Source organism: Streptomyces sp. NPDC000410, from assembly GCF_040300305.1.
Lineage (GTDB): Bacteria > Actinomycetota > Actinomycetes > Streptomycetales > Streptomycetaceae > Streptomyces.
The window spans coordinates 1-20249 of the sequence record NZ_JBEPDM010000058.1 but is presented as its reverse complement, the minus strand read 5'-3'; the positions used below and the strand labels follow the sequence as shown (position 1 = coordinate 20249).

Annotated in this window: 18 protein-coding genes and 2 pseudogenes; 3 read left to right on the top strand and 17 right to left on the bottom strand. The window is 71.3% G+C overall.

Translation table 11 applies throughout. The annotated features are described in order from the left end of the window. Positions 1–2: 2 nt before the first annotated feature. The 15 genes from ABT342_RS33300 to ABT342_RS33230 all read right to left on the bottom strand — a co-directional run bounded on the left by ABT342_RS33300 (position 3) and on the right by ABT342_RS33230 (position 16157). Positions 3–3200, bottom strand: coding sequence for a baseplate J/gp47 family protein (locus tag ABT342_RS33300; protein WP_351582065.1), 3198 nt, complete (start codon positions 3198–3200; stop codon positions 3–5). Continuing rightward, positions 3197–3652, bottom strand: coding sequence for a GPW/gp25 family protein (locus ABT342_RS33295; RefSeq protein ID WP_351582064.1), 456 nt, complete (start codon positions 3650–3652; stop codon positions 3197–3199). Before ABT342_RS33295 ends, ABT342_RS33300 begins: the two co-directional genes overlap by 4 nt. 1 nt (position 3653) lies before the next feature. Next, positions 3654–3932 (bottom strand): PAAR domain-containing protein, encoded by a 279-nt coding sequence (locus tag ABT342_RS33290; RefSeq protein ID WP_351582062.1) that lies wholly within the window; start codon positions 3930–3932, stop codon positions 3654–3656. Positions 3933–3980: 48 nt separating this feature from the next. Continuing rightward, the gene (locus ABT342_RS33285) at positions 3981–4634 is read right to left on the bottom strand and encodes a phage baseplate assembly protein V (RefSeq protein ID WP_351582059.1); all 654 of its coding nucleotides are present in this window, start codon (positions 4632–4634) and stop codon (positions 3981–3983) included. Positions 4635–4666: 32 nt separating this feature from the next. Beyond that, entirely contained in the window at positions 4667–5896 is a 1230-nt protein-coding gene (locus ABT342_RS33280) for a phage late control D family protein (RefSeq protein WP_351582057.1), read from the bottom strand. Then, on the bottom strand, positions 5893–6645 hold the full coding sequence (locus ABT342_RS33275) for a CIS tube protein (RefSeq protein WP_351582055.1): 753 nt from the start codon (positions 6643–6645) through the stop codon (positions 5893–5895). Before ABT342_RS33275 ends, ABT342_RS33280 begins: the two co-directional genes overlap by 4 nt. Further along, positions 6645–7034: a hypothetical protein gene (locus tag ABT342_RS33270; protein ID WP_351582053.1), complete on the bottom strand. Its 390-nt coding sequence runs from the start codon at positions 7032–7034 to the stop codon at positions 6645–6647. Before ABT342_RS33270 ends, ABT342_RS33275 begins: the two co-directional genes overlap by 1 nt. A gap of 472 nt (positions 7035–7506) precedes the next feature. Next, the gene (locus tag ABT342_RS33265; RefSeq protein ID WP_351582052.1) at positions 7507–7644 is read right to left on the bottom strand and encodes a DUF6760 family protein; all 138 of its coding nucleotides are present in this window, start codon (positions 7642–7644) and stop codon (positions 7507–7509) included. Continuing rightward, the gene (locus tag ABT342_RS33260; RefSeq protein ID WP_351582051.1) at positions 7641–8042 is read right to left on the bottom strand and encodes a hypothetical protein; all 402 of its coding nucleotides are present in this window, start codon (positions 8040–8042) and stop codon (positions 7641–7643) included. The genes ABT342_RS33265 and ABT342_RS33260 overlap by 4 nt, the downstream gene beginning before the upstream one ends. 2 nt (positions 8043–8044) lie before the next feature. Then, positions 8045–8482 (bottom strand): phage tail protein, encoded by a 438-nt coding sequence (locus ABT342_RS33255; protein WP_351582049.1) that lies wholly within the window; start codon positions 8480–8482, stop codon positions 8045–8047. Positions 8483–8526: 44 nt separating this feature from the next. Next, positions 8527–10488, bottom strand: coding sequence for a phage tail sheath subtilisin-like domain-containing protein (locus tag ABT342_RS33250; RefSeq protein WP_351582046.1), 1962 nt, complete (start codon positions 10486–10488; stop codon positions 8527–8529). Between the two features lie 12 nt (positions 10489–10500). After that, complete coding sequence (locus ABT342_RS33245) at positions 10501–11163, bottom strand: Pvc16 family protein (RefSeq protein WP_351582044.1); 663 nt, start codon at positions 11161–11163, stop codon at positions 10501–10503. Positions 11164–11170: 7 nt separating this feature from the next. Continuing rightward, the gene (locus tag ABT342_RS33240) at positions 11171–13345 is read right to left on the bottom strand and encodes an eCIS core domain-containing protein (RefSeq protein WP_351582041.1); all 2175 of its coding nucleotides are present in this window, start codon (positions 13343–13345) and stop codon (positions 11171–11173) included. Then, on the bottom strand, positions 13345–15375 hold the full coding sequence (locus tag ABT342_RS33235; RefSeq protein WP_351582039.1) for an ATP-binding protein: 2031 nt from the start codon (positions 15373–15375) through the stop codon (positions 13345–13347). The genes ABT342_RS33240 and ABT342_RS33235 overlap by 1 nt, the downstream gene beginning before the upstream one ends. Before the next feature lie 176 nt (positions 15376–15551). Beyond that, complete coding sequence (locus ABT342_RS33230) at positions 15552–16157, bottom strand: LuxR C-terminal-related transcriptional regulator (protein WP_351582037.1); 606 nt, start codon at positions 16155–16157, stop codon at positions 15552–15554. Between the two features lie 356 nt (positions 16158–16513). Here ABT342_RS33230 and ABT342_RS38315 point away from each other — a divergent pair. Together ABT342_RS38315 and ABT342_RS33225 are read left to right on the top strand one after the other, a co-directional pair. Further along, positions 16514–16627, top strand: a pseudogene (locus ABT342_RS38315) (transposase domain-containing protein); the annotation flags it as partial. Between the two features lie 23 nt (positions 16628–16650). Then, positions 16651–16791, top strand: a complete 141-nt coding sequence (locus ABT342_RS33225) for a hypothetical protein (RefSeq protein ID WP_351582084.1) — start codon at positions 16651–16653, stop codon at positions 16789–16791. A 315-nt stretch (positions 16792–17106) separates the two neighbouring features. Here ABT342_RS33225 and ABT342_RS33220 read toward each other — a convergent pair. Beyond that, positions 17107–18210, bottom strand: a pseudogene (locus ABT342_RS33220) (IS256 family transposase); the annotation flags it as partial. Between the two features lies 1 nt (position 18211). On the opposite strand from ABT342_RS33220, the gene ABT342_RS33215 reads away from it, so the two are divergent. After that, positions 18212–19036 carry a hypothetical protein gene (locus ABT342_RS33215; protein ID WP_351582035.1) on the top strand — a complete coding sequence of 275 codons (825 nt, stop codon included), beginning with the start codon at positions 18212–18214 and terminating at the stop codon, positions 19034–19036. Between the two features lie 111 nt (positions 19037–19147). On the opposite strand, the gene ABT342_RS33210 is transcribed toward ABT342_RS33215, so the two are convergent. Next, positions 19148–19888, bottom strand: coding sequence for a hypothetical protein (locus ABT342_RS33210; protein WP_351582032.1), 741 nt, complete (start codon positions 19886–19888; stop codon positions 19148–19150). Positions 19889–20249 lie beyond the last annotated feature (361 nt).

The window sequence follows — 20249 nt, the reverse complement described above, 5'->3', positions numbered from 1 at the left end:
CCTCAGTCCTCCCTTCCGGCGAGTTGGACGGTCACCGGGCCGACACAGACCACCGCGTCGGGCGGGACCGCCACTCGGTCGCCCGCTGGGCTGCCGTCCACGTCGAACACGAGGCGGGTCACCACGTCCACGCCCGGCACCCCTTCCAGCCGGCGGGCCAGGTCGGAGGCGTGCACCGGGCGGCCCAGCGGCCAGCCCGTCCCTTCGGGCCCGCCGGTCAGCGGGTCCAGGAAGGCCTCCAGTTCGGCCCGTACGGCCGCCCGGACAACGCCCGGCTCCGCCGCGCTCGTCGGACGGACCCGCACCGTCGTTCCAACCGGCCGGTAGCGCGGTCCCTCGACCACCAGCCCGGGCACCGCGGTGGCGGGCAGCCGTGCCGCCACCGCGCCGTGCACCAGCCGGCACAGCTCTCCGGACGGGACCGGGCGCCGCGAGCCGTCCCGGGGCACCACCACCAGGCGTACGGCGCCGGGCAGTTCCCGGCCGTGCCGGTCGCGGGCTCCTAGCGCTCGGGCGTACGCCACCTGAGGGCAGGCCTCCTTGGCCACCGCCACGATGTCCTCCTCGGTCAGTGCGATCCGCCGGTGCCGGAGAACCGAGGGCCCCCGGGAGAGCACGGCGGCGAACGGCTCGGCGTCGGATCCGCCACCGGCCGGGAGCGGGTTGGAAACCCCTGACACCGCTGCGGCGCCCAGTACCTGGGTGACGCCGCCGGTGTCGACGTTGCCCGCCGCGCCTCCGCCGGTGCGATACGAGCGCAACACGAGGTTGTCGTCCCCGCGCGGCGCTGGCAGGCCGTGGCCGGCACCGCCGAACAGGATGCGGCCCGAGGCGTGATCGCAGGCGAACACCCGGTCCGCAGGCCCTGCCGTGCCCAGGCTCCGCACTTCCCGCCAGCGCACCCAGGCCTCGGTGACCTCTCCGGTGCGTGGGTCCGCCACCGTGCGCAGCCAGTCGGCCCCGCCGGGGCCCAACTCGGCCAGCAGCAGCGGCAGATCGATTCCGGCCCGGACGCCTTGGCGTTCCCGGACCTCGATGACGAGCCCTTCCAGCAGGGGGGCATACCGACTACGAAAGACCTGGCCGGCGGTGCCGTCACCGGAACCGAGAGGTTCGTCGGTGACGCTCAGCGATTGGCGTGCGGTGACCGCGTTCGGCGCCAGGGTGCGCAGGCGGGTTGCGGCCGGATCGGTGTCGCCCGGCAGCCTGGCCCGCAGCCAGGTACGGGGGGTGCCGAACCTGGCGGGAGGAGCGTCCCGCAGTTCCCCTCCGGCGTATGCCCGGGTCAGCGGGCCGCGCAGCGTCATGGTCTGGCCCTCGGCGGCCTCCACCACCACGTTCTCGCCGCCGCGCAGGTCCGACAGGACCAGATGGTCGCCGGGGGCGAACCGGGTGGCGGCGTCGCGCCCCAGGAGCATGATGGTCCGTCCATCTGCTCCGGCGACCGGCGCACCGGCCGGGCCGCCGGTGCCGGGCCATTGCAGGAGCACGATTCCGGAACGGGACAGCCCCGCCGTGCCGTCCTCGTGGGCAAGCGGTACCCAGTCCGTGCCGTCGTGGCCCTCCCAGATCAGCCGGCCCGGTGCCGGAAGCGGGCCGTTCTCGTCAAGACGCGCGTAGAGGCCGATTCGGTCGGCGGGCAGCTCGCCGTCGAAGCCCAAGTAGATGGCCGGGACATCGTCGGGCAGCGGCCGGAACAGCGGGGTGACGGACTCTCGGCCGCCGGCTGGTCCCTCCCGCCACACGTGGTCGTCGAGCACCAGGACGTGCTGGGGCGGGCCGGGCAGGGGGGTGTAGCGGTAGGTAACCTCGATGGGTTGCAGGACCGGCGGCCTGGGCTCCACCAGCGCGAGTCTCTGCTCATGCTCGCCCTCGCCCCAGGTCAGGATCCGCAGTTTTGCGTAGCTGCCGGAGACCAGCCGGACGCGGAGCCAGCGACGTTCCTCACCGGCAACCACGGCCGGGGTCCAGTCCTGAGGGACGGTGAAGGTGACCGAGCCGTCGGCCTTCAGGTTGAGGGCCTGTTCGGCCGACGGTTTCAGGTCCTTCCAGCGGCTGCCGTCGAACGACTCCCACGCGACCTTGGGGCTCGTCAGGGTCGGTGGCTTCGCGGGACGTTCGTGGGGGGCCGAGAGGGCGTCGTCCGCCTCCTCGGACGCCGTCCGCGCCCGCCTCAGGGTCAAGGTCACCGAAGCACCGGCCTTGGCGAAGACCGCGTCACAGGCCAGGTGGAGGACGCTGCCCAGCTCCGGGGCCTGCCCGAACGGCGCGAACGCCTTGGTGACGTCGATCGGCAACCCGTCCACGATCGCCCGGTCCGGCTGCAGGCCGGTGGACACGCTCTGGGTGCTGCTGGTGAGCGTGATGCCGGCCAGCTCTGGCAGGACTAATCCGGGCTCCGCCATCAGCGGCGACCGCAGGTGCGCCCGCAGCCAGTACGAGGTGATCCCGCGCACCTCGGTGGGGCGGGCCAGCGCGGACGGTACAACCAGGGTGACCGTCCCGGAGCCGGTCAGTCCGCGGGTGCCGTCGCGCGACTGCGCGGGGCCGTCACCCCAGGGGGCGAACGCGCGCCATGCGTCGCCGTCCCACCAGTTCCATTCGAGGCGCAGCGGCACCGAGGAGGCGGCGGCCAGGGCGATCCTGACGTCGACCGCCGAGGGCCCGGCGAAGGCCAGCAGGCTGTCGTGCCCCAGGTACAGCTCCCGGCGGGTCCGGCGCAGGCCGGTGAAGAGGGTGAACGGCCGCCGTGCCAGCACGTCGGCCGAGTGGTCGGCCGCGCTGTCCGCCCCCGGCAGGACGCTCCACACCTCGGCGAGCGGTGCCGAGATCAGACCCACGCCGGTCTCCGTCTCGAACGGCAGCAGGTCGGTGCTCCCCGCTACGGCCGCCCCGAGCCGGGTGCCGGCAGCCACCCGGCCCCCGGCGGTTCCGGGGAGCGGTTCCAGCAGTACCGGTACGGAGGCCGCGTGGGGGGGCAGCGGCGAGACCCCGATCCGGTCGAGCAGCGCGGCGAGGCGGAGGTCCGGTGCGGCCGCCAGCCGTTCCGCCAGCGCGGCCAGCAGGGAGGCCAGCGCGTGTCCGGCGGCCGCCGACACCCCCTCGGCGGCCGGCTGCCACTCCGGCACCCAGCCCGTCCGCCAGCGCAGCAGCAGGTCGAGGATCTCGGCGCGCCCGGGCGGGGGCGGGGACGAGGTCACCGCTGGGCCTCCTCACGCAAGTAGAAGGGATACACCAGGTTGTAGAAGGTGTTGGTGGCACGGATCCGGTAGCCGACGTCGATGTCGAGCCGGCCGGTGGTCCGGTCGGCCAGGGTCACCGTTACCTCCCCGACGTCGATCCGCGGTTCCCACGTGATGAGGGCCTGTTCCACCCGGTGCCGAACCAGCGCCGCCGTTGTGGTGGACAGCGGCTCGAACTGCAGCTCCTCCAGGCCCGCTCCGAAGTCGGGACGCAGGGCGCGCTCCCCGCGTCGGGTGCCTAGGATCAGCCGCATCGACTGCCGGATCTTCTCGGGACCGCCTGTCCGGGCCACCTCGCCGAGGGGGTCGAAGCCCACCGGGGATCCCCAGCCGTGGCCGAGTACGGACCGGTCGTCATCCGGATCGTCCGAACCATCGGGATTGCCCGCTCCGACCGGCGGCTCGCTCATCTCAGCCGCCGATCAGCACGGTCGGGCATCCGGCGACGATCGGCGCCCCGCAGCCCGCCGTGTCGCCCTGACGCAGTACGCCGCGCCCGCCGACCAGCACGGTGATGGACCCCTTCGGGAACGGGGTCGGCGGATGGACAGCCGGCGGCGGGAACGCGCAGCTGTGGAGGTCGCCCTGGACGGCGGCCGGCCGGCCGCCGATCATTACGGTGGCCACGCCGGGGCCGGACACCGCTCCCGGATGGGCGGTGGGGTCGTTGACGCGGGCTGCGAGCGGCACGGGCGGCTCCTGTCTGCTCGAAGGGTCTATGCCGGAAGGCCGCGGCGGTCAGTTGATCTTGACCATGGCTCCCTGGACGGTGCACGTGGCCTGGGCCTTGACGGTGGCTCTGGCTCCCGTGGCGGTCACCGAATCGGCGGCCTTGAGCGTGACGTTGAGGCCGCGCGCCTCCACCGATCGCTTGCCGGATAGGGTCACGGTGCCGGCGGCGTCCAGGGTGACCGATGCCGCTCCGCCGGCCACCGAGAGGGTGATCCCGTCCCTGGACAGCTTGATCGAGTGGCCCTGCTGGTGGCGGAGCACGACCTCACCCAGCAGATCGTCCATGGACAGTTCGTGGCCCTTCGGGGAGCGCAGTACGCGCTTGTACTGCGCGTCGGTCGGCAGGTCCACCGGGGGCGGCGAGACCATGCTCCACAGTCCCCCCAGCACGTACGGCTCCCGGATGTCGCCGTTGTGAAAGCCCACCAGGACTTCGTCGCCCGGCTGCGGCAGGCACCACATGCCGGAGGCATCCCCGGCCACCGGTGCGCACACCCGGGCCCACGGCTCCACGCCCGGCAGCCATGCGTAGCGCACCTGGACTCGGCCCGCGTGGGTCAGGTCCATGTTCTGGACCACGACGGCTGGTGCGACGCCGGGCATCCGGGCGTCGGCGGACGCCGCCGCGTCGTCCAGGGCGTCGAAGAACGGTTCGAACATGGGGAAACCTCCGGGATGATGGGTGGTCGGAGTCACCGATCGGGTGAGGGAAGAGTGAGCAGTCCGCCCTGGATCCGGGTGGCTCCCTGGGCGGGCCGCCGGATCCCGTCGAACCAGATTTCCTTGCGCAGGTCGAAGGAGGTGCGATAGCCGCCGGTGTCGAGGGTGTGCTGCGCGGACACCACCCGCCACAGCCCGCCGAACGTTTCGCCGACCCCCTCGATCTGCAGGACCCGGCCGGCCCGGATCCGCGGGTCGCCGACGCAGGAGCCCTTCGCCGTGGTCCGGCGGTTGAGCAGCGGCAGCAGCTTGCCGAGAATCAGCCGGGGCGCGGAGGCAAGTGTCACTGGCTCGTCGACCAGGACCATCTCCTTGCCCTGGAACCCGCCAGGCAGCCCGAAACCGGGAGCGATGTCGACAGCCAGCTTCTGCCGGTCCCAGTCGTAGCCGACTCCGACCGTGAGCTCCAGCCGGACCTCCGGCCGCCACACCCGCGCCACGATCCTTGCCACCTGTCCGACCGATGAGGTCCGCGGTGCGAACTCCCGCAGCGAACCGCCGTACCGCAGGGTCACCTCGGGCGTGAGGTATGCCTCGGGGGACATCAGCCGGAGCACGTAGCCCCGGGGTTCGAGGTCGTGCTCCATCAGCAGTTCCCAGCCGTTCTCGGTCGCGATCTGCTGCAGGAACTTCAGGGTGGTCTTGGACTGCTGGTGGCGGACCACCCGCTGGCGCATGGTGGGATCCTCGACGGAACCGGCGATGTCCGCGGCTCCCAGCAAGGCGGCGAGTACCGCGCCGAGCCGGTCCACCGCCGGGATCAGACCGTGTTCGAGCGCTAGGTACGGGGCCACCAGCAGATCGGGAACGGGCAGCACCCCGATCCTGGGCAGCGGCGCGGCGAACCAGCGGGCGGGCGAGGCGTCGGCGAGCCGGGTGCGGCGGTCCTGGGCGACGACCCGGAAAGCGGCCATGCCGTCGGCGGGGAAGTCCGCGTCGGTGCCGACCACCTGCCCCTGGAAGAGGGAAAGCGGCTCGTGCGGGGCATAGCCGAGAGCGAGACCGACGGGGGTGTCGAGGGCGAAGAACGGATGGTCCAACCAGCGCAGCCCCTCGTTGGCCAGGGAAATCTCCAGCCGGTCCGCGTCGCCGCCCAGTCCCGTCACACAGGACACCTCCGTCACCGAGCCGCGCAGCACCGCCGGCGCGGGCCTCCCGCGGAAGGTGAGGCGCATCTCGGGTGCGTAGTGCGGGGTGTTCACGCGGTCTCCGCCGCCGGAACGTCGTGGACCTCGCCGGTGGTCCGGTCCACGTAGGGCAGGCGGGGCAGCACCAGTCTCACGCCCGGGGTCAGCTCGCGCGGGTCGTCCAGATCGTTGCGGAGCGCGATGGGCCGCCAGCAGGCGGCCGATCCGTACTCGCGCCACGCGATCAGCGGCAGAGCGTCACCCTCAACGGTCACATGGACTTTGGTGAAGTCGCTGGTCTGCCGCTTGAGTTCCCTGACCTCCAGTTCGGTGTTGCGGAACTCGCTGAAGGTGACCGCCAGTCGGGCCCGGACCGGCACCCCGCTCGGCAGGAACATCACGAACCGCTGGGACACACGGCTGAGCACGCAGGTGAATGTGAGGCTGCCCCAGGTGAACAGCAACGGCGGCGGGGCGTGGAGGGTCGGGTCGATGTCCATCAGGCCGGTGACCTTGCGGGTCAGCAGCCGCACGTCGCTGCCGGCCTCGGCCTGGCGGTTGGCGACGAGGGAGTCCAGGAAAAGTTCCATCTCCAGGGTCTGCGCCTGGCCGTGGACGAACTGCACGACCGGTGCGCTCAGCCCCGGCACGGCCAGTTGTGCGAAGTTCGTCTCCCGGTTGACCGTGTACTCCTCCGGGTTGAAGAGCACCTTGGTCCGTTCACCGGTGACAAGGTTGGTCAGGGTCGCTCGCTCCAGACCCGCCGTGATCCGGTGGGCCGCGGAGAGGAACCGGTCCAGGCCCGCGCTGTCGTCGAGCCGCACTAGGGCCTCCCCCGTCGTTCGAGCCTAGCCTGCATCCTGCGGTCGATCTCCCGCACCACCCGCTCGACGAGCTGCGGGACGTCGGACGCGGTCAGCGGGGACGCGACCGGGGACGAGGATGCGGTCGCCGACGTGGTCGACGAGGACGCGGACGGGCGATGGCCGGCGGCAGGGCGGGGGAAACCGGGTCCGGGCGACGCGTTGCCGGGTACCGCCGGACCGGCCGGATGCCGCCCGCCCTCGCGGGCCAGCGCGCCCGGTGGCCGGGTGAACACCAGCGGGAGCCGCGCCAGAGGGGCCGGGACCCGCCCGGCGGACACGCCTCCCGCGGTGGCGCGCCCCGGTCCGGGTACGGCGCCACGCACCGGCACGTACTGGGTGCGCGGCACGGGGTTCCGCCACGGGGCGGACACGGCGACGCCCCGCGGTACGCACACCAAGGCGCCAGCCGGGCCAACTGCGGGCCGCACGCCGGGCCGAGACGTCCCGGCGCCCGTGGGCCACGCCCCCCTCCGGCCGACCGCCGCGCCGGAAGCCGTGCGGAACACCGGCGCCGTCCCGGCACGTCGGGCGACCGCCCCGGTCCGCGCGACCGGCGGCCGCTCGGCCCACAGGCTGGCCGGGGGCCGGAATTCGGCCCGGCAGCGGCACCCACAGCCGGACCGGGTCCGCACCGGACCGCGTGGGAGGGCGACCGAAGCGGCGACGGTAACGACCGTGTGTCGGGGACGCGGCCGGTTCCGGTGGACCAGCGACACCGCGGGGAACGGCCGGCCCGCGCGGGGCGCGGCGTGCGAGCGCGCCCGCCGCAGCAGGGCGTCCAGTGCGGGCCGCGTCGGCCCGGCCCGGTGCAGCGTCACCTCAAAGTCCCTCCTGTTCCTGCTCGTTGATGCGCTGGTTGATCGCCGACACCTGCCGGACCCACTCCCTGCGCTCCCGGTGGGGCAGCCCCACCAGCTCGGCGTGGGACCAGTGGAGGTAGTAGGCGAGGAAGCTCATCTCGTCCCGGAGCCGTTCGACGGGATAGCCGCGGATCCCCCCAGGCGCTCCTGGCCCGTGCGGACCTCCTCCCCGCAGTGCGCGCACGCGGCTGTCGTGCCGCCGCCCTCGTCGACCGCGTTGACCTCGTTGTAGAGCGCCTGGAGATGGGCCAGGTCCCCGGCGAAGAGCCCCTCGATGGTCTTCGGGGTGATCGTCTCGACGCCGCCGAGCCGGGTCACCACGCGGCTCAGCAGGATCACCGAGAGGTACGCGGGGTTGCGCTGTACCCGTACGTCCGCGAGCGGCAGGATCTCGTCCGCGGCGGTGGCCAGCCGCATGGTGCCGTTCCGGTGCAGGGTGCCGTCCTCGCCCAGCAGCCCCACCGGCAGGGTGAATTCGTGTTCGATCTGCAGCATGGTCAGCTCACCCTCGTCAGGCCTTCGTGGACGAGTTCCAGGGTCTCGATCGCGATGTCGCTGGACTCGGCGTTGAGGCCGGGCCCGGTGTACTTGGCGGGCCAGGCGCGGACGAAGTCCCAGCGGGCGACCTCCTGGCCCGCGCCGTCCAGGAGCACGACCGAGCCGTTGCGGCGGGAGACCTTGCCTTGGGTGACTTCCCGGTGCCAGTCGTACAGCTCCGTGTCCGTGGCCATGCCCCACTTGAGCACCAGATTGGTGTGCTTGGTCTGGCCGGGGTACTTGCGCGGGGTGGTGTTCCAGCCGCCCTCGCGGTGTTCGATCACGTCGACCGTGGAGTCCATCCCGGACACCTCGTGAAAGGAGGCCCGGGCGATGTTGTCCAGTTCGACGAGGAAGTTGAAGTTGACATAGGGGTCCTGCACTTCGGCGGTGGCCACGATCCTCTTTCCTCTGCTGTGCGGGTGCGCTGTTGCCGGCCCGGCTACTCGCTGACCTGGGAGCCGCCGTCCCAGATGCCGATCCGGACGACGACGAACTCGGCCGGGTAGACCGGCTGGACGCCAATCTCCACGTTCAGCACGCCCTGTTTGCGGGTGGCGGGCGGGTTGAGCACGTCGTCGATCCGGACGAAGAACGCCTCTTCCTCGGTCGCCCCGAACAGGGCGCCGTCCCGCCACACCCGGCCGAGGAACTCCGTCAGCGTCCGCTTGAGCCGGTTCCACAGGGCGAGGTCGTTCGGTTCGAAGACTGCGCCGCGCAGGGACGCCTGGATCGACTCCTCCAGGAACAGGAACAGCCGGCGCACGTTGATGTACTGCCAGGTGACGTCGCCCGACGTGGTGCGGGCGCCCCACACCACGGGGACGCCCTGGCCGGGCAGGATCCGCAGGGCGTTCACGCCGTTGGGGTTGAGCAGTTCCTGCTCGCTGTCCCGCAGCCGCCGGTCCAGGCCGAGTGCGCCGGCGATACCGGAGTTGGCCGGCGCCTTGTGCACGCCGCGGAGCTTGTCGGTGGCGGCGTAGATGCCCGCGATGTGACCCGAGGGCGGTTGGGGGACGACCCGGTTGCGGGCCGGGTCCCGGATTTGGATCCAGGGGTAGTAGAGCGCGGCGAACCCCTTGTCCAGTTTCCCGGTCAGGGTGGCGCGCTGCTGCACGGCGGTCTGCGGCTCGATGCCCTGCGCGGTATCGAGGATCGCGAACCGGTCGTGCAGGGTCTCACAGTGCTCCACGACCGCCTGCTGGGCCTCGGCGGTGACGATGCCGGGCACAACGACCAGGCTGATCTCGTCGATGGCTTCGAGTAGCGCCAGTTGCCCGCGCAGGTGGTCGGAGTCGAGTTCCTTCCAGGTGACCAGTGGATCGTCGGCCTGGCCGGCGCCGAGGGTGACCAGGCCCGCCTTCGGGCGCGGGTCCTGGCCCGCCGGTGCCCCGGCCTCGGCGGGCACGATCCGCAGATAGCCGCTGTCGACCGTCGGTCCCGCCCACCAGCGGGGATGTGAGGGAGTCGTCGACAGACCGCGGTAGGTGACCGGACCGGCCCCGTCGGAGGCGGCCACCGTCATGTCAAACTCGGCGGTGCTCAGGCGTGCCTCGGGTTTGAGATCGCGGGTGAGCGGCTTGTCGAGGACGACCCCCTCACCGGTCGTCTCCGCGACCACCGCCCACTCCTTGGCCGTGCCGTCGTCGAGTACCACCACCGAGCCCCTGGGGATCACGACGCGCAGCGACAGCGTGGCCGGGACGTCCAGCCGTAGCTTCTTGTCGCCCGGCTTCGGCGGCGCGGTCGTGACGGTGCCGCCCGCGAAATCGGGCGTCTCGGGCAGTGCAGCGGCCAACTCGATCACGTTCGGCATCTTGACCCGGCTGATCACGGCCGCGACGGAATCGGAATCGGCGGCGTTGGCCACCACGACATTGTCGCCCGGCGCGAAGGTGCCGACGGCGCCGACCGTCAGCTTGCGGCGGGTCGCGTCGACCGAGGTGACGGGCGTGGTGTTCTTGAGCAGCCCTAGCCCGGTCTGGCCCGTGCCCAGGGCTGCCTGCAGCACGCTGGAGTCCTTGATCCCCACCGAGCCTCCGCGCCCCGCCTCGCCGGTGACGAGCGCCACCGCCCTGCCCACAGGAACACCGTTGGTCGCCCGGCCGGGCAGGTCGGCGAAGGCCGGGGTGGCTTTGCCGGCCCGGAGGACAAAACATTGAGTGCCGCCGTTACGGAAGAAGCCCTCCACGGCGAGCGGCAGGTAGAAGGGCGTACCGGCACCGTCCACCGGTCCGCCGAAGGTCTTGGTGAAGGCGTCGAGGCTGCCCACGAAGGTGGGTGTGCCGGTGGGACCGTCCGCGCACAGGCCGATGAAGGCGGCGATGCTCGTGGACACCCCGCGGATGGGTGACGGTGGTTCGGTCTCCACGATGGTGACCCCGGGGAGCGTGGGAATGGCCATGCGGGTGTCCTTTCAGGAGGGGGTCAGCTGGGTCTCGACGGGGCCGTCGGGAAGCAGGGCGTACGCGGCCGTTACCGACCGGACCACGGTCTCGGCATGTGGCGCGGGTTCCGGGACGGGCACCGTGACGGTGACCGGGACGACGGGCTTCCACGCCGCGGAGCGGCCCATGGTGCCCCAGAACTCGGCCAACTTCGCGAAGCCGTCGACCGGCAGCAGCTCGACGGGCAACGGTCCTTCCCGGAGCGACTCCGGAACGTCCGCCAGCTGTCGGGGCGTCAGCACGGCTGCGGGCACAAGGGAGTCGGCGGCCACCAGCGCGGTGATTACGGCACCGAGCAGGGCGTGCTCCTGCTCGGTGGCGGCCACCTGCGGCGAATCCCGGGCTGCGTTCCAGGCGGACAGCAGGTACTGGCAACGCACCCGCATGGGCGTACGACGGTGGCCGACGGCGCTCCCGGCGACGGGGATTCCGACGTCCCGTACGCCCTGGCGCAGCCGCCGGTCCTCGCGCAGGTCGACCAGACAGCAGTTCAGAAACACCCCTTGGGCGGCCCCGCCGATCTGTGTCCGCCAATCCTCGTCGGGCGGCTGAAACCCGACCTGCGTGCTCCCGAGCCCGGCCACCCGCGCAAGCAGCGTCTGCCGCAGCACCAGGTCCACGGTGTCGATCACTGGCGGCTCACCACCCGGTCTTGTTGTCGCGCATCCACTGCTTGATGCGCTCGTTCGGATTGGGCGGATCCCATCCGTTGTCCACCAGTCGGGGGTCTCCCAACGGGCGGTCCTTCTTCTGGCTGTTGCACCGGGTGCAGATTCCGGCGAGATTGCTCAGATGGCTGGCTGTGCGGGCCTGTTCCAGGGTCACCATGTCAGCTCCCATGGCGGCCTCGGCATCCTTGAGCGAGAGGAGGTGGTCGGCGGCGGCGGTCGGCCGGGCCTGGCACATCTCACAGACCGGGATCAGCGCGCGGATGATCCGGGACAGCCGACGCCACTGACGCCGGTTCTGCATCTCGATCCTGGCCCGGTTGTAGGCCCACGAGGACTTCGGCTGCCTGGGCCTCCTGACCCTGGGCGCCTTTGCGGCCGCGGAGCCCCTCGTACCGCTCCGTGCCGCGGTCCTCGGTGCTCTGGGTTTGAGGTCCTTGGGCGCGGCCCTCCTCTTTGCGGGCGCGGCCTCCTTCGCAGGCGCCGGCTTCCGGGTTGCCGGCTTCGGCTTCGCCTCCGCCTTGGGTGCCGCCGGTTTGGGGGGAACCGGTCCCGGCGCGGCCGGGGGCTTCTTCGGGTCGGCCGTCGGCGACGCCTGGGGAACCGGCTTCGGAGCCTCCTCTGTCGGGGACTTCGGGACGGCTTTCGGGCGAAGAGGCGTCTTCTTGTCCGGAAGGGCGGGTGGCACGGCCTTTTTCGGAGCTTGCGGTACCTTCTTCTGCGGCTCCGGGGGCGGCACCCTCTCCGGAGGTGGCGGCGGCACGTTGGCCGATGGTGCCCCGGCGGGCGGGAGCCTCTTCACAATGCCGGCCTGGATCACGCCCTTGATGACCCCCCAGGCCGCGAGAGCCAGGCTCTTCACGTCCTGTCGGATCGCCGCGTCCCGCTCCGGCCCTGCCTGCATCTGCATGTCCTGCTGCAGTTTCAGAGCCGCCGGCCCCGCCGAGACCGCGAGCTGTCCCGTCGCCAGTAGCAGCGAGGTGATGCTCCGCCCGACCGTCGCCTGGTGGAGGCTGAAGACGTACAGGACCCCGCTGATCACCTGCCGCCAAAACTCTGGGTCCTTGAGGAAGCCTTGGGGGTTGTTCGTGATGGCGGTCAGGATTCCGTTGACCGCCCCCACCGCGCCCACGACCTTCAGCGCAATCTGGGCCTCCTCCACGCCGACGTAGGCCAGCGCGACCTGAAGGGCGAGCGACCCCTTCAGCTGGCCGATTTCCTCGTCGGTGAACACCAGGGACTTTTCCGGCTGGAGACCGCCGAACGCCGTTTTGTCGATCTTCTTGAGAGCCTTGCCCCCGTAATGGGTGACCACCCCGGACAGCGCCGGGGCCTTGGTGACGGGGTCGATCATGATGGACTTGCCGGTCTCCGGATCCTTCGGCCCCATCTCGGCCGCGGCCTTCACCGCATCCCGCGTCCGCTTCCCCTGCGCGTCGACCTTCGCCACCGTAGAGCGGATCTTCTCCTTGGTCGCGGGCTCCACCGGGAGCGCGTCGATGACCGGGCCTGCAGCGTCGGCCCCCGCGAACGGGAGGGCGACCAGAGTGTCGATCGCTCCCGTGACCTCCAGCGCCAATCCCTCGCCGTGCCCCACCGCGTCGTGGACGGCCGAGCGGATCTTCTCCTGGCCGGTCGTGGCCGCCTTCCTGGTCGCTTCCCACAGGGACTTGAGGTCGTAGGGCTCCTTGTCCTTGTCCGCGCACGCAATCCCGACCGGCGCGCTGACGGCCACCGGCGCCGGGAGCCCAGCAGCGGCCAGTGCCCCGGCGCCCGCGGCCTCGGCCTCAGCTCCCGCCTCCGACGACCGCCGCGCGGCACCGCCGCCGCCCGGGGCCGACGACCGCTGTTGCAGCACATGGGAGAGCTCGTGCGCGAGCAGTGCCCTGCCGCGCGGCGAGTACGGATCGAACCGCCCGGGTCCGAACACGATGTGCCGGCCCCTCGTGTACGCCTGGGCATGCAGCCGGTCCGCCCTCGCGGCGGCTGCCGGATTGGTGTGGACGGCCACGTCGGCCAGAGGTGCTCCGAAAGCCCGTTCCAGCGGTTCCCGGACCGACACGGGAAGCGGGCGACCGAGCTCGAGATTGCGTTCGTCGGCTAGGGCCGGCAGTGAGCCGTCACGCACGTGACCGGGGCCCGTCATCAGTGCACACCCCCCGACACCCGATCCCGCGGCGCCTGACCGAACTTGTCGTACTCGCGCTCCACCGCGCGCAGCATCGTCTCGTGGTCGACCACGCCGCCCCCGGCCACCGCCAGATGCGCGGCGGTGACGACCACGTTGCGGATGTGGCCACCGGACAGCGGATAGCGCTCGGCCAGCAACCGGAAGTCCAGGTCCGGCGTGTGCGGCAGCCCCGCTGGCCACACCGTCCTCCAGATCCGCTCGCGCTCGGGCACCTCGGGGAAGGGGAAGTGCACGATAAAGGAGAGCCGACGGGTGAACGCCTGGTCCAGGTGGTGCTGGAGGTTGGTGGCGAGCACCGCCAGGCCGTCGTAGTCCTCCATCCGCTGCAGCAGGTAGGCCACCTCCAGGTTGGCGTACCGGTCGCGTGCGTCCTGGACCTCGCTCCGCTTGCCGAAGAGGGCGTCTGCCTCGTCGAACAGCAGCACCGCGTCGGTGTGTTCGGCGGCCGTGAAGACGGCGTCGAGGTTGCGTTCCGTCTCACCGATGTACTTGGAGACCACCGACGCCAGGTCGACCCGGTACAGGGGATGGCCGATCTCCCCGGCGACGAGCCGGGCGGCGAGCGTCTTCCCGGTGCCGCTCGGCCCGGCGAACAGCACCGCCACCCCGCGCCCGGCCGCATCGGGCAGCCGGTACCGCTCCCGGACCTCGGTCCGGGACGCCACGTGGGCTCTTAGATCGTGCAGTTGCTCGACCACACGTGCGGGCAGGACCAGGGAGGACCAGTCCGCCGCGGTCGGCAGACGGGTCGCGAGCCGGTCCAGGGCCCGCCCGGTCACCAGCGAGGCCACCTCGTACACGTCCGCGACCGTCGTACACGGCTCCGGGCCCTCGCCGTCGGCCGCGCCCTCCCGGTACACGCCGTGCCCGCGGGCCGCCAGCGCCTCCACCAGCCTACGCTGCGCCATTCCGGCAAGGTGGGTCCACGTACCGCGCGGCCGAGCCACGCAGGTGTCGTCGAGGGCGACGCCCCGGTCGCGCAGCGCGGCCGCCAGCGCCGGGCCCGTCGGATCGTTGCGGGACGGCAGTACCGGCACTGAGACGACCCGGGCGGTCCCGGAGCCAGGGGGCACCGGCGGCAGGGACTGGGCGTCGCCGATGACAACGGCATGCGCGAACAGGTCCCACACCGGGGCGGGCGGCATGCCAACACCACCCGACGCGTCGACCACCACGACCGCCTCGCGCAGCAGCGCCTGGGCCGCGAGCCGCCGGGCGGAACCCGGGTCCCCCAGCGCTTCGGCCTGGATCCGCAGCACCGTGCGGTCCGCCTGTGCGGCACTCCACCAGGCCACGTCGAGGCAGGCGCCGGCCTGCGGCCCATACAGATGGGTGAGGGCCGGAGCCGGCCCGAGCAGCCGCCGCAGCAATGCCCCCACCGCTGCCGGATCACAGGGCTCCGGTGGAACGTATGCCTCCACCTCCGCCACCGGGGCGAGGTCCTCCGGCAACTCGGACACCCCGAAGGTCCAGCGCAGCAGCGCGCCGGAGGCACGCAGCGCGGAGCGGTGCGAACAGCAGTCGGCGGGCCCGTCGCCGAGAATCTCCAGCAGTCCGAGGCGGATCAGCGGGGCACCAGGCCCCAGCCGGACCGCAACGGTGTCGCGCTCCGCGTCGTCGGCACAGCACAGCCTGGCGAGGAGGTCCACCGTCGGATACGGGAAGCCCGGGTCGCCGCTGCCTTCGTCGCGCAGCCAGGCGAGGGTCCGACCGTGGACGGGGTCGAGGTCAGGCGCGAGGACAAGCGCCAAGGCGCACAGGTCGAAGGTGTCGAACCCCTGCCGAAGCAGCGGGACCGCCAGATGGTCGGGCAGCGGCGGCGGTCCCGCCACACTGGCCGTCGGGCGCCGCGCCGTCAGCTCGGCGACGACCTGGCGGCGGGAGGGGTACAGCCGTTCAAGCGGGTGTGGATCCGGTGCCTCCGGTGCCTGCGGCACATCCGCGGGCTCCGGCCGGGACGGCCCCTCCGTGGCACGTACGAGCACGTCGGCAACCCAGTGTCGGAGCGGTGAGAGATCCGGCAGGGACCGGGAGACGGCGTGGGGCACAGAGGAATGGCTACCGCGCCTCGCAGGCGACGCTACCCACCCTCAGGGGGGAAATCCGCGCATGGCGGGGTGGAGAAAAACACCACCTCCGCGTCGTGTTGTTCACCCCCTCCTCAACCCGGCAGCGCGGCCCGGTGACCGGCGCCCTCGGCCCCCGGGGTACGCAGCATCCGCACCGCGGCCTCGCGACGTGGGACCCCGAGCTTGCGCAGCACCGCACGGACATGCGATTTGACGGTCGCCTGCCCAATGACCAGCCGCTCGCCGATCTGCCGGTTGGACAACCCCTCCGCGATGAGGAAGAGCACTTCGCGCTCCCGCACGGTCAGGGAGTCCGGCAGCTCTCCACGCACCGGTCCTGCGGGGGCTCCGACACCCTGTACATGGTGAAGCAGCCAGGCTGCGACCCGGGGCGGGCACGGCGCTTCACCCCGGACCACAGAACTGATGGCGGCAACCACATCCTGGACTGAGTGCCCGGCGTCGATGAAGCCGGCGACTCCGGCCTGCGCGGCGGCGATGACCACCTCACGCACGGACTGGTTGTCCTCGACGGCCAGGGCAACGAGCCGGGTTTCCGGGGCACAGGATCTAATCGCCCGTACCGCCGCAATGCTGTCCGGCACGGCAAGGTCGAGCAACACGACGCCCGGACGGAGTCGGTTGGCGGCCGAAACGGCTTCCGCGGCAGTGCCCCCACTTCCGACGAGGGAGAGCAAGGGCTGGGACAGGAGCGCTTCACAGGTCGCCTCCCGGTATACCCGAACCGGGGCGATGAGCAGTACATCGATCACACCTGGTTGAGCCTACTCGTGGCCGGTGGCTGCGGCCGCAAGCCCTACATGGTGTGTTGCCGATGCACGTACTTCCGGATGCGGGTCTGTATGAACTTTCCCCAAGGCCAGGTAGTTAGCGTTTTCGCAGGTCACGCAAGGGAGTTGAGAAAGTCCTGACATGGAGCAACGGAGCTCGTTGGTACAGGCAGTCGTCCAAGACAGCTTGTTCCCGAAGGAGCTCCGTTGCCCGAGCATTGTGTCCTGCCACCCCGCTGGCGACCATCACCCGTACGGTCATAGTGGCCGCGGGTCGGTTCGCGCCGGGCCATCTGGGAGAGCTGACGCCGATCATGCCGTTCGAGCTGGTCGATGCGGTCTTGTCGGAGACACGGACCGTGCAGCGCCGGCTGCGTGGTTCGCCCCGGGAGACCCCTACATGCAGGTCCACATCGCCCGCGACCCGAACAGCCAGGAAGTGCTCAGCGAGGCGCAGCAAGAACCCTACGGAATGAAGACCCTGGAAAAGGGCGTCGACCAGCCCGTCGCCCTCCTCCGCCAACTGGCAGAGAAACCCTGAAGCCGCGGTGCTGGGAACGCACCACTGCGCGGACTTCGGAACGGCCGACCCCGGCCCCACCGGCTCACCGCTACCCGAGGACTCACCGTGCGGCACACCGCGCCATAGCTCCCCGGACAGCCACTTGGTGACGATTCCGCTGAGCGTCCATTCGGGAGATCCTGCCAACACGCCGACCGCGGAGCAGCAGAAACTGTCCCCTTCCGCACTGCCACTCCTCGGTGCTGGCGCCCGGACGTAGCGGTGGCTGCCTGGGTGCCGCCGTCTGACCTGCGGGCGGTTATTGGGTCATGTCCCTTGGTGTGGTGTAGCTGATCATTCGGCCGTGCCGGGCAGGCTGGTGGTGCTGTCTAGATAGAGGCTGTCCATGCTTTCGGTGGAGAGGTAGCGGCGGGGGAAGGCGATCCACTCGTCGTGGAGTTCGACGAGGACGGCGGTGGCCAGGCGGGTGACGGCGGCGGTATTCGGGAAGACCTGGACGACGTCGGAGCGGCGCTTGATCTCCCGGTTCAGACGTTCGAGGGGGTTGGTCGACTGGATCTTCTTCCAGTGCTGGTCGGGGAAGTCCGCGAACGCGGTCAGGTCCTCCTTCGCCTCCAGCAGCATCTCCTTGACCTTGGAGAACTGGCGGCCGAGCATGTCCGCGACGGTGTCGAGCTGGGCCCTGACCGCATCACCCGTCGGCTGGGCGAAGATGGTGCGGATCGTCGCGGCGACCATCTCCGCGGACCCCTTGGGGATCACGGAGAACACGTTGCGGACGAAGTGAACGCGGCAGCGTTGCCAGCCGGCCCCGATCATGACCTTGCGGATGGCTTTGACCAGGCCGCTGTGGCTGTCGGAGATGACCAGACGGACACCGGACAGGCCGCGTTCGCGCAGGCTTCGCAGGAAGTCGGTCCAGAAGACTTCCGTCTCGCTGTCCCCGACCATGACGCCCAGGACTTCGCGGCCGCCGTCCTCGGTGACGCCGGTGGCGATGATCACGGCCTGGGAGACGATCTGGTGGTCGACGCGGGCCTTGACGTAGGTGGCGTCGAGGAAGACGTAGGGGAACCGGATGTGATCGAGAGGCCGGGTCCGGAACGCGTCGAGCTGTTCGTCCAGGCCGGCGCAGATCCGGGACACCTCGCTCTTGGATATACCAGTGTCCGAGCCGAGCGCGTGGACCAGGTCGTCGACGGAGCGGGTGGAGACGCCGTGGACGTAGGCCTCCATGATGACCGCGTAGAGGGCCTGGTCGATGCGGCGCCGGCGCTCGAGCAGGCTGGGGAAGAAGCTCCCGGCCCGCAGTTTCGGGATCGCCAGTTCCAGGTCGCCGGCCTGGGTGGTCACGGTCTTCTCCCGGTGCCCGTTGCGCCAGGCGGTGCGCGTGTCGGTCCGCGGCGCCTGGTATCGGTGGCTGCGGAAAGCGGAGGTGATGTTCCGGGTCCCCCTGAGCGTGAGCCACCCCGTCTGCGACGCCCTGGAGGCTCTCCAGGACGAACAGGTCGACTACGTCGACCCAGTACTGAAGCGCGCGCACGAGACACTCCTGGAACAACTGGAGGCCCTCTGCTTCGAGCTGAACGGCATGACGGACATCTCCGACGAGGGCCCGCAGGTCCTGGAGATCAACCACCCGGGGACCGCCGCCGAACGCAACGAGCTCAACCGGCAGGCGTGCCATGCGCGGGACACGTTCCTGCCCGCCTACAAGGCGATGATCAACCTCCTCAACACCAGGAATCTCACCGCTCCCACCGAACCGGACAGCCGGACACCACAGGCGGCCCCGCCCGAGATCACCGTGACCCTCGCCGCCGGCTACACCACAACCCGCAGCGGGATCATGACCGTGCCGATCTCCCTTGCGGGCCAGGTGAAGTCCAAAGACCTGACCGGACCGCACTTCTTCGCCGTACAGGCAGCCAACCAGACCGCCACCAGCGTCCAGATCGCCTCCGTCGGCATCGAGACCGACTGTCGCATGGACGCCCCGCTCCCCTACTTCTTCCCCCCGGTCGGTCCCGGGCCCCGGACCCAGCTGCCCTTCCCGCTCGGCAGCCACGCCAGCGGCCACGCACTGGCCAACGCCCCCGAACTCGGGCACGCCTTCCTCGAGATCACCAAACGCGGCGGAACTCCCACACGCGTACGCCCCTTCGCCCGCACCGGATCCGGCACCGTCCACTACGGACCATGGACCCCGGCCGAAGAACTCCTCCCCTTCCTGCGAGAGGCCCTCACCGACAACACCGTCTAGCGCAGCCAGCCCACCGGTGATGGCGCTGCCGTAAAGCCGACGGGCGGTGATGGGCGGCAGAAGCAGTGCGGTCGCTACGCGGTCGCCCCTGGCTGGTCGGCGAATGACTCCTCAACCGGTGCCGAGCGCAGCGTGCCGCTGTGCGTCGGCGGCCTCGGCCGCGCGGGCGAGGTCGGCATCCAGCCGGGCGGCCCTGTCGACATCAAAGTCCGCGGCGGTGGCCGGGGTGAGGTCGGCCAGGAGCGGGGCGATCTGGTCGCGGACGTCTTTCCAGGGCGCGCCGAGGGCGAGCCTGTGTTGGCGGAAGGCGGCCACGGTGCGGCGGTGGCCGAAGGCGGCGGCCACGATCGCGAAGGCGTGCGTGTCCGCAAGGACGGTGGCGCTCTCGCTCTCGTGCACGTCGCTGGCCTGGTCCAGCACGTCCGGGACGGTGCGCGTGCCTGACTTCAGGGCCGTGAGGAGTCTGCGGCGGAACGCGGTCTGCTCCCGCGGTACCGCGCCGTCCGGGCCTGGGCGGGTGCCGGTGAGGTAGCGGCGGCCCAGTTCGGTGTCCAGGACGGCAACCGAGTCCAGAGCCGCCCGCAGCCGCTCCAGCAGGGTGATGGCCGCAGGCAGCGGGTCCGGGCCCTTGGCCTCCCACGTGCGGTGCAGGGTGCGCATGCGGTCCGCCGCCCGGTACCGGTCGGCGATCAGCCGCCCCGTCGGCTGGCCCACTGCGTTACGGCGCAGCCGTGTGCGCCGGGCATTGCGGGCACGCCGCCGCTGGTAGCAGGCCTCGCACTCTGCGCCCGACGCCGCGATCCGGATCTTTCCCGACCCGCAGATCACACAGCCGACCCGCGAGATCAGCACCTCAACCGGTGCCCGGCCCGTATGGTGCTCGGCGTCCAGCCGTCCTCCGCTCTGCCGGACCGTCCCGTATCTGCGCCGCCGACCTGCAGCCGCCGGCCCCACCCCCTGGCCATCCCCACTCTCCGTGCCGCGCGTTCTACCCAGCACCAATGACCGGCACACCGCACCACCGCGTGGATGGAGGCCCTGCGGTGGGCCGCCAGTTCACGCAGGGCCGCGGCGGGGCCGGCGGGTCCTCACCGTGGTCGGCGCCGCGCGGGCCCGTGCGCTTCACCTTTCACACGGCAGGCACGAAACCAGTGCCCAGGTCAGAGGAGTCCGCACGGTGATAGACCTTGAGCTGAAGGTCAACCAGGTCTGG

Bases quoted from the DNA above. Each gene is read 5' to 3' on its own strand.
- ABT342_RS33295 (WP_351582064.1), bottom strand. From the start codon at position 3,652: ATGAGCGAGCCGCCGGTCGGAGCGGGCAATCCCGATGGTTCGGACGAT.
- ABT342_RS33285 (WP_351582059.1), bottom strand. From the start codon at position 4,634: ATGTTCGAACCGTTCTTCGACGCCCTGGACGACGCGGCGGCGTCCGCC.
- ABT342_RS33265 (WP_351582052.1), bottom strand. From the start codon at position 7,644: ATGAGCTTCCTCGCCTACTACCTCCACTGGTCCCACGCCGAGCTGGTG.
- ABT342_RS33260 (WP_351582051.1), bottom strand. From the start codon at position 8,042: ATGCTGCAGATCGAACACGAATTCACCCTGCCGGTGGGGCTGCTGGGC.
- ABT342_RS33250 (WP_351582046.1), bottom strand. From the start codon at position 10,488: ATGGCCATTCCCACGCTCCCCGGGGTCACCATCGTGGAGACCGAACCA.
- ABT342_RS33240 (WP_351582041.1), bottom strand. From the start codon at position 13,345: ATGACGGGCCCCGGTCACGTGCGTGACGGCTCACTGCCGGCCCTAGCC.
- ABT342_RS33225 (WP_351582084.1), top strand. From the start codon at position 16,651: ATGCAGGTCCACATCGCCCGCGACCCGAACAGCCAGGAAGTGCTCAGC.
- ABT342_RS33215 (WP_351582035.1), top strand. From the start codon at position 18,212: ATGTTCCGGGTCCCCCTGAGCGTGAGCCACCCCGTCTGCGACGCCCTG.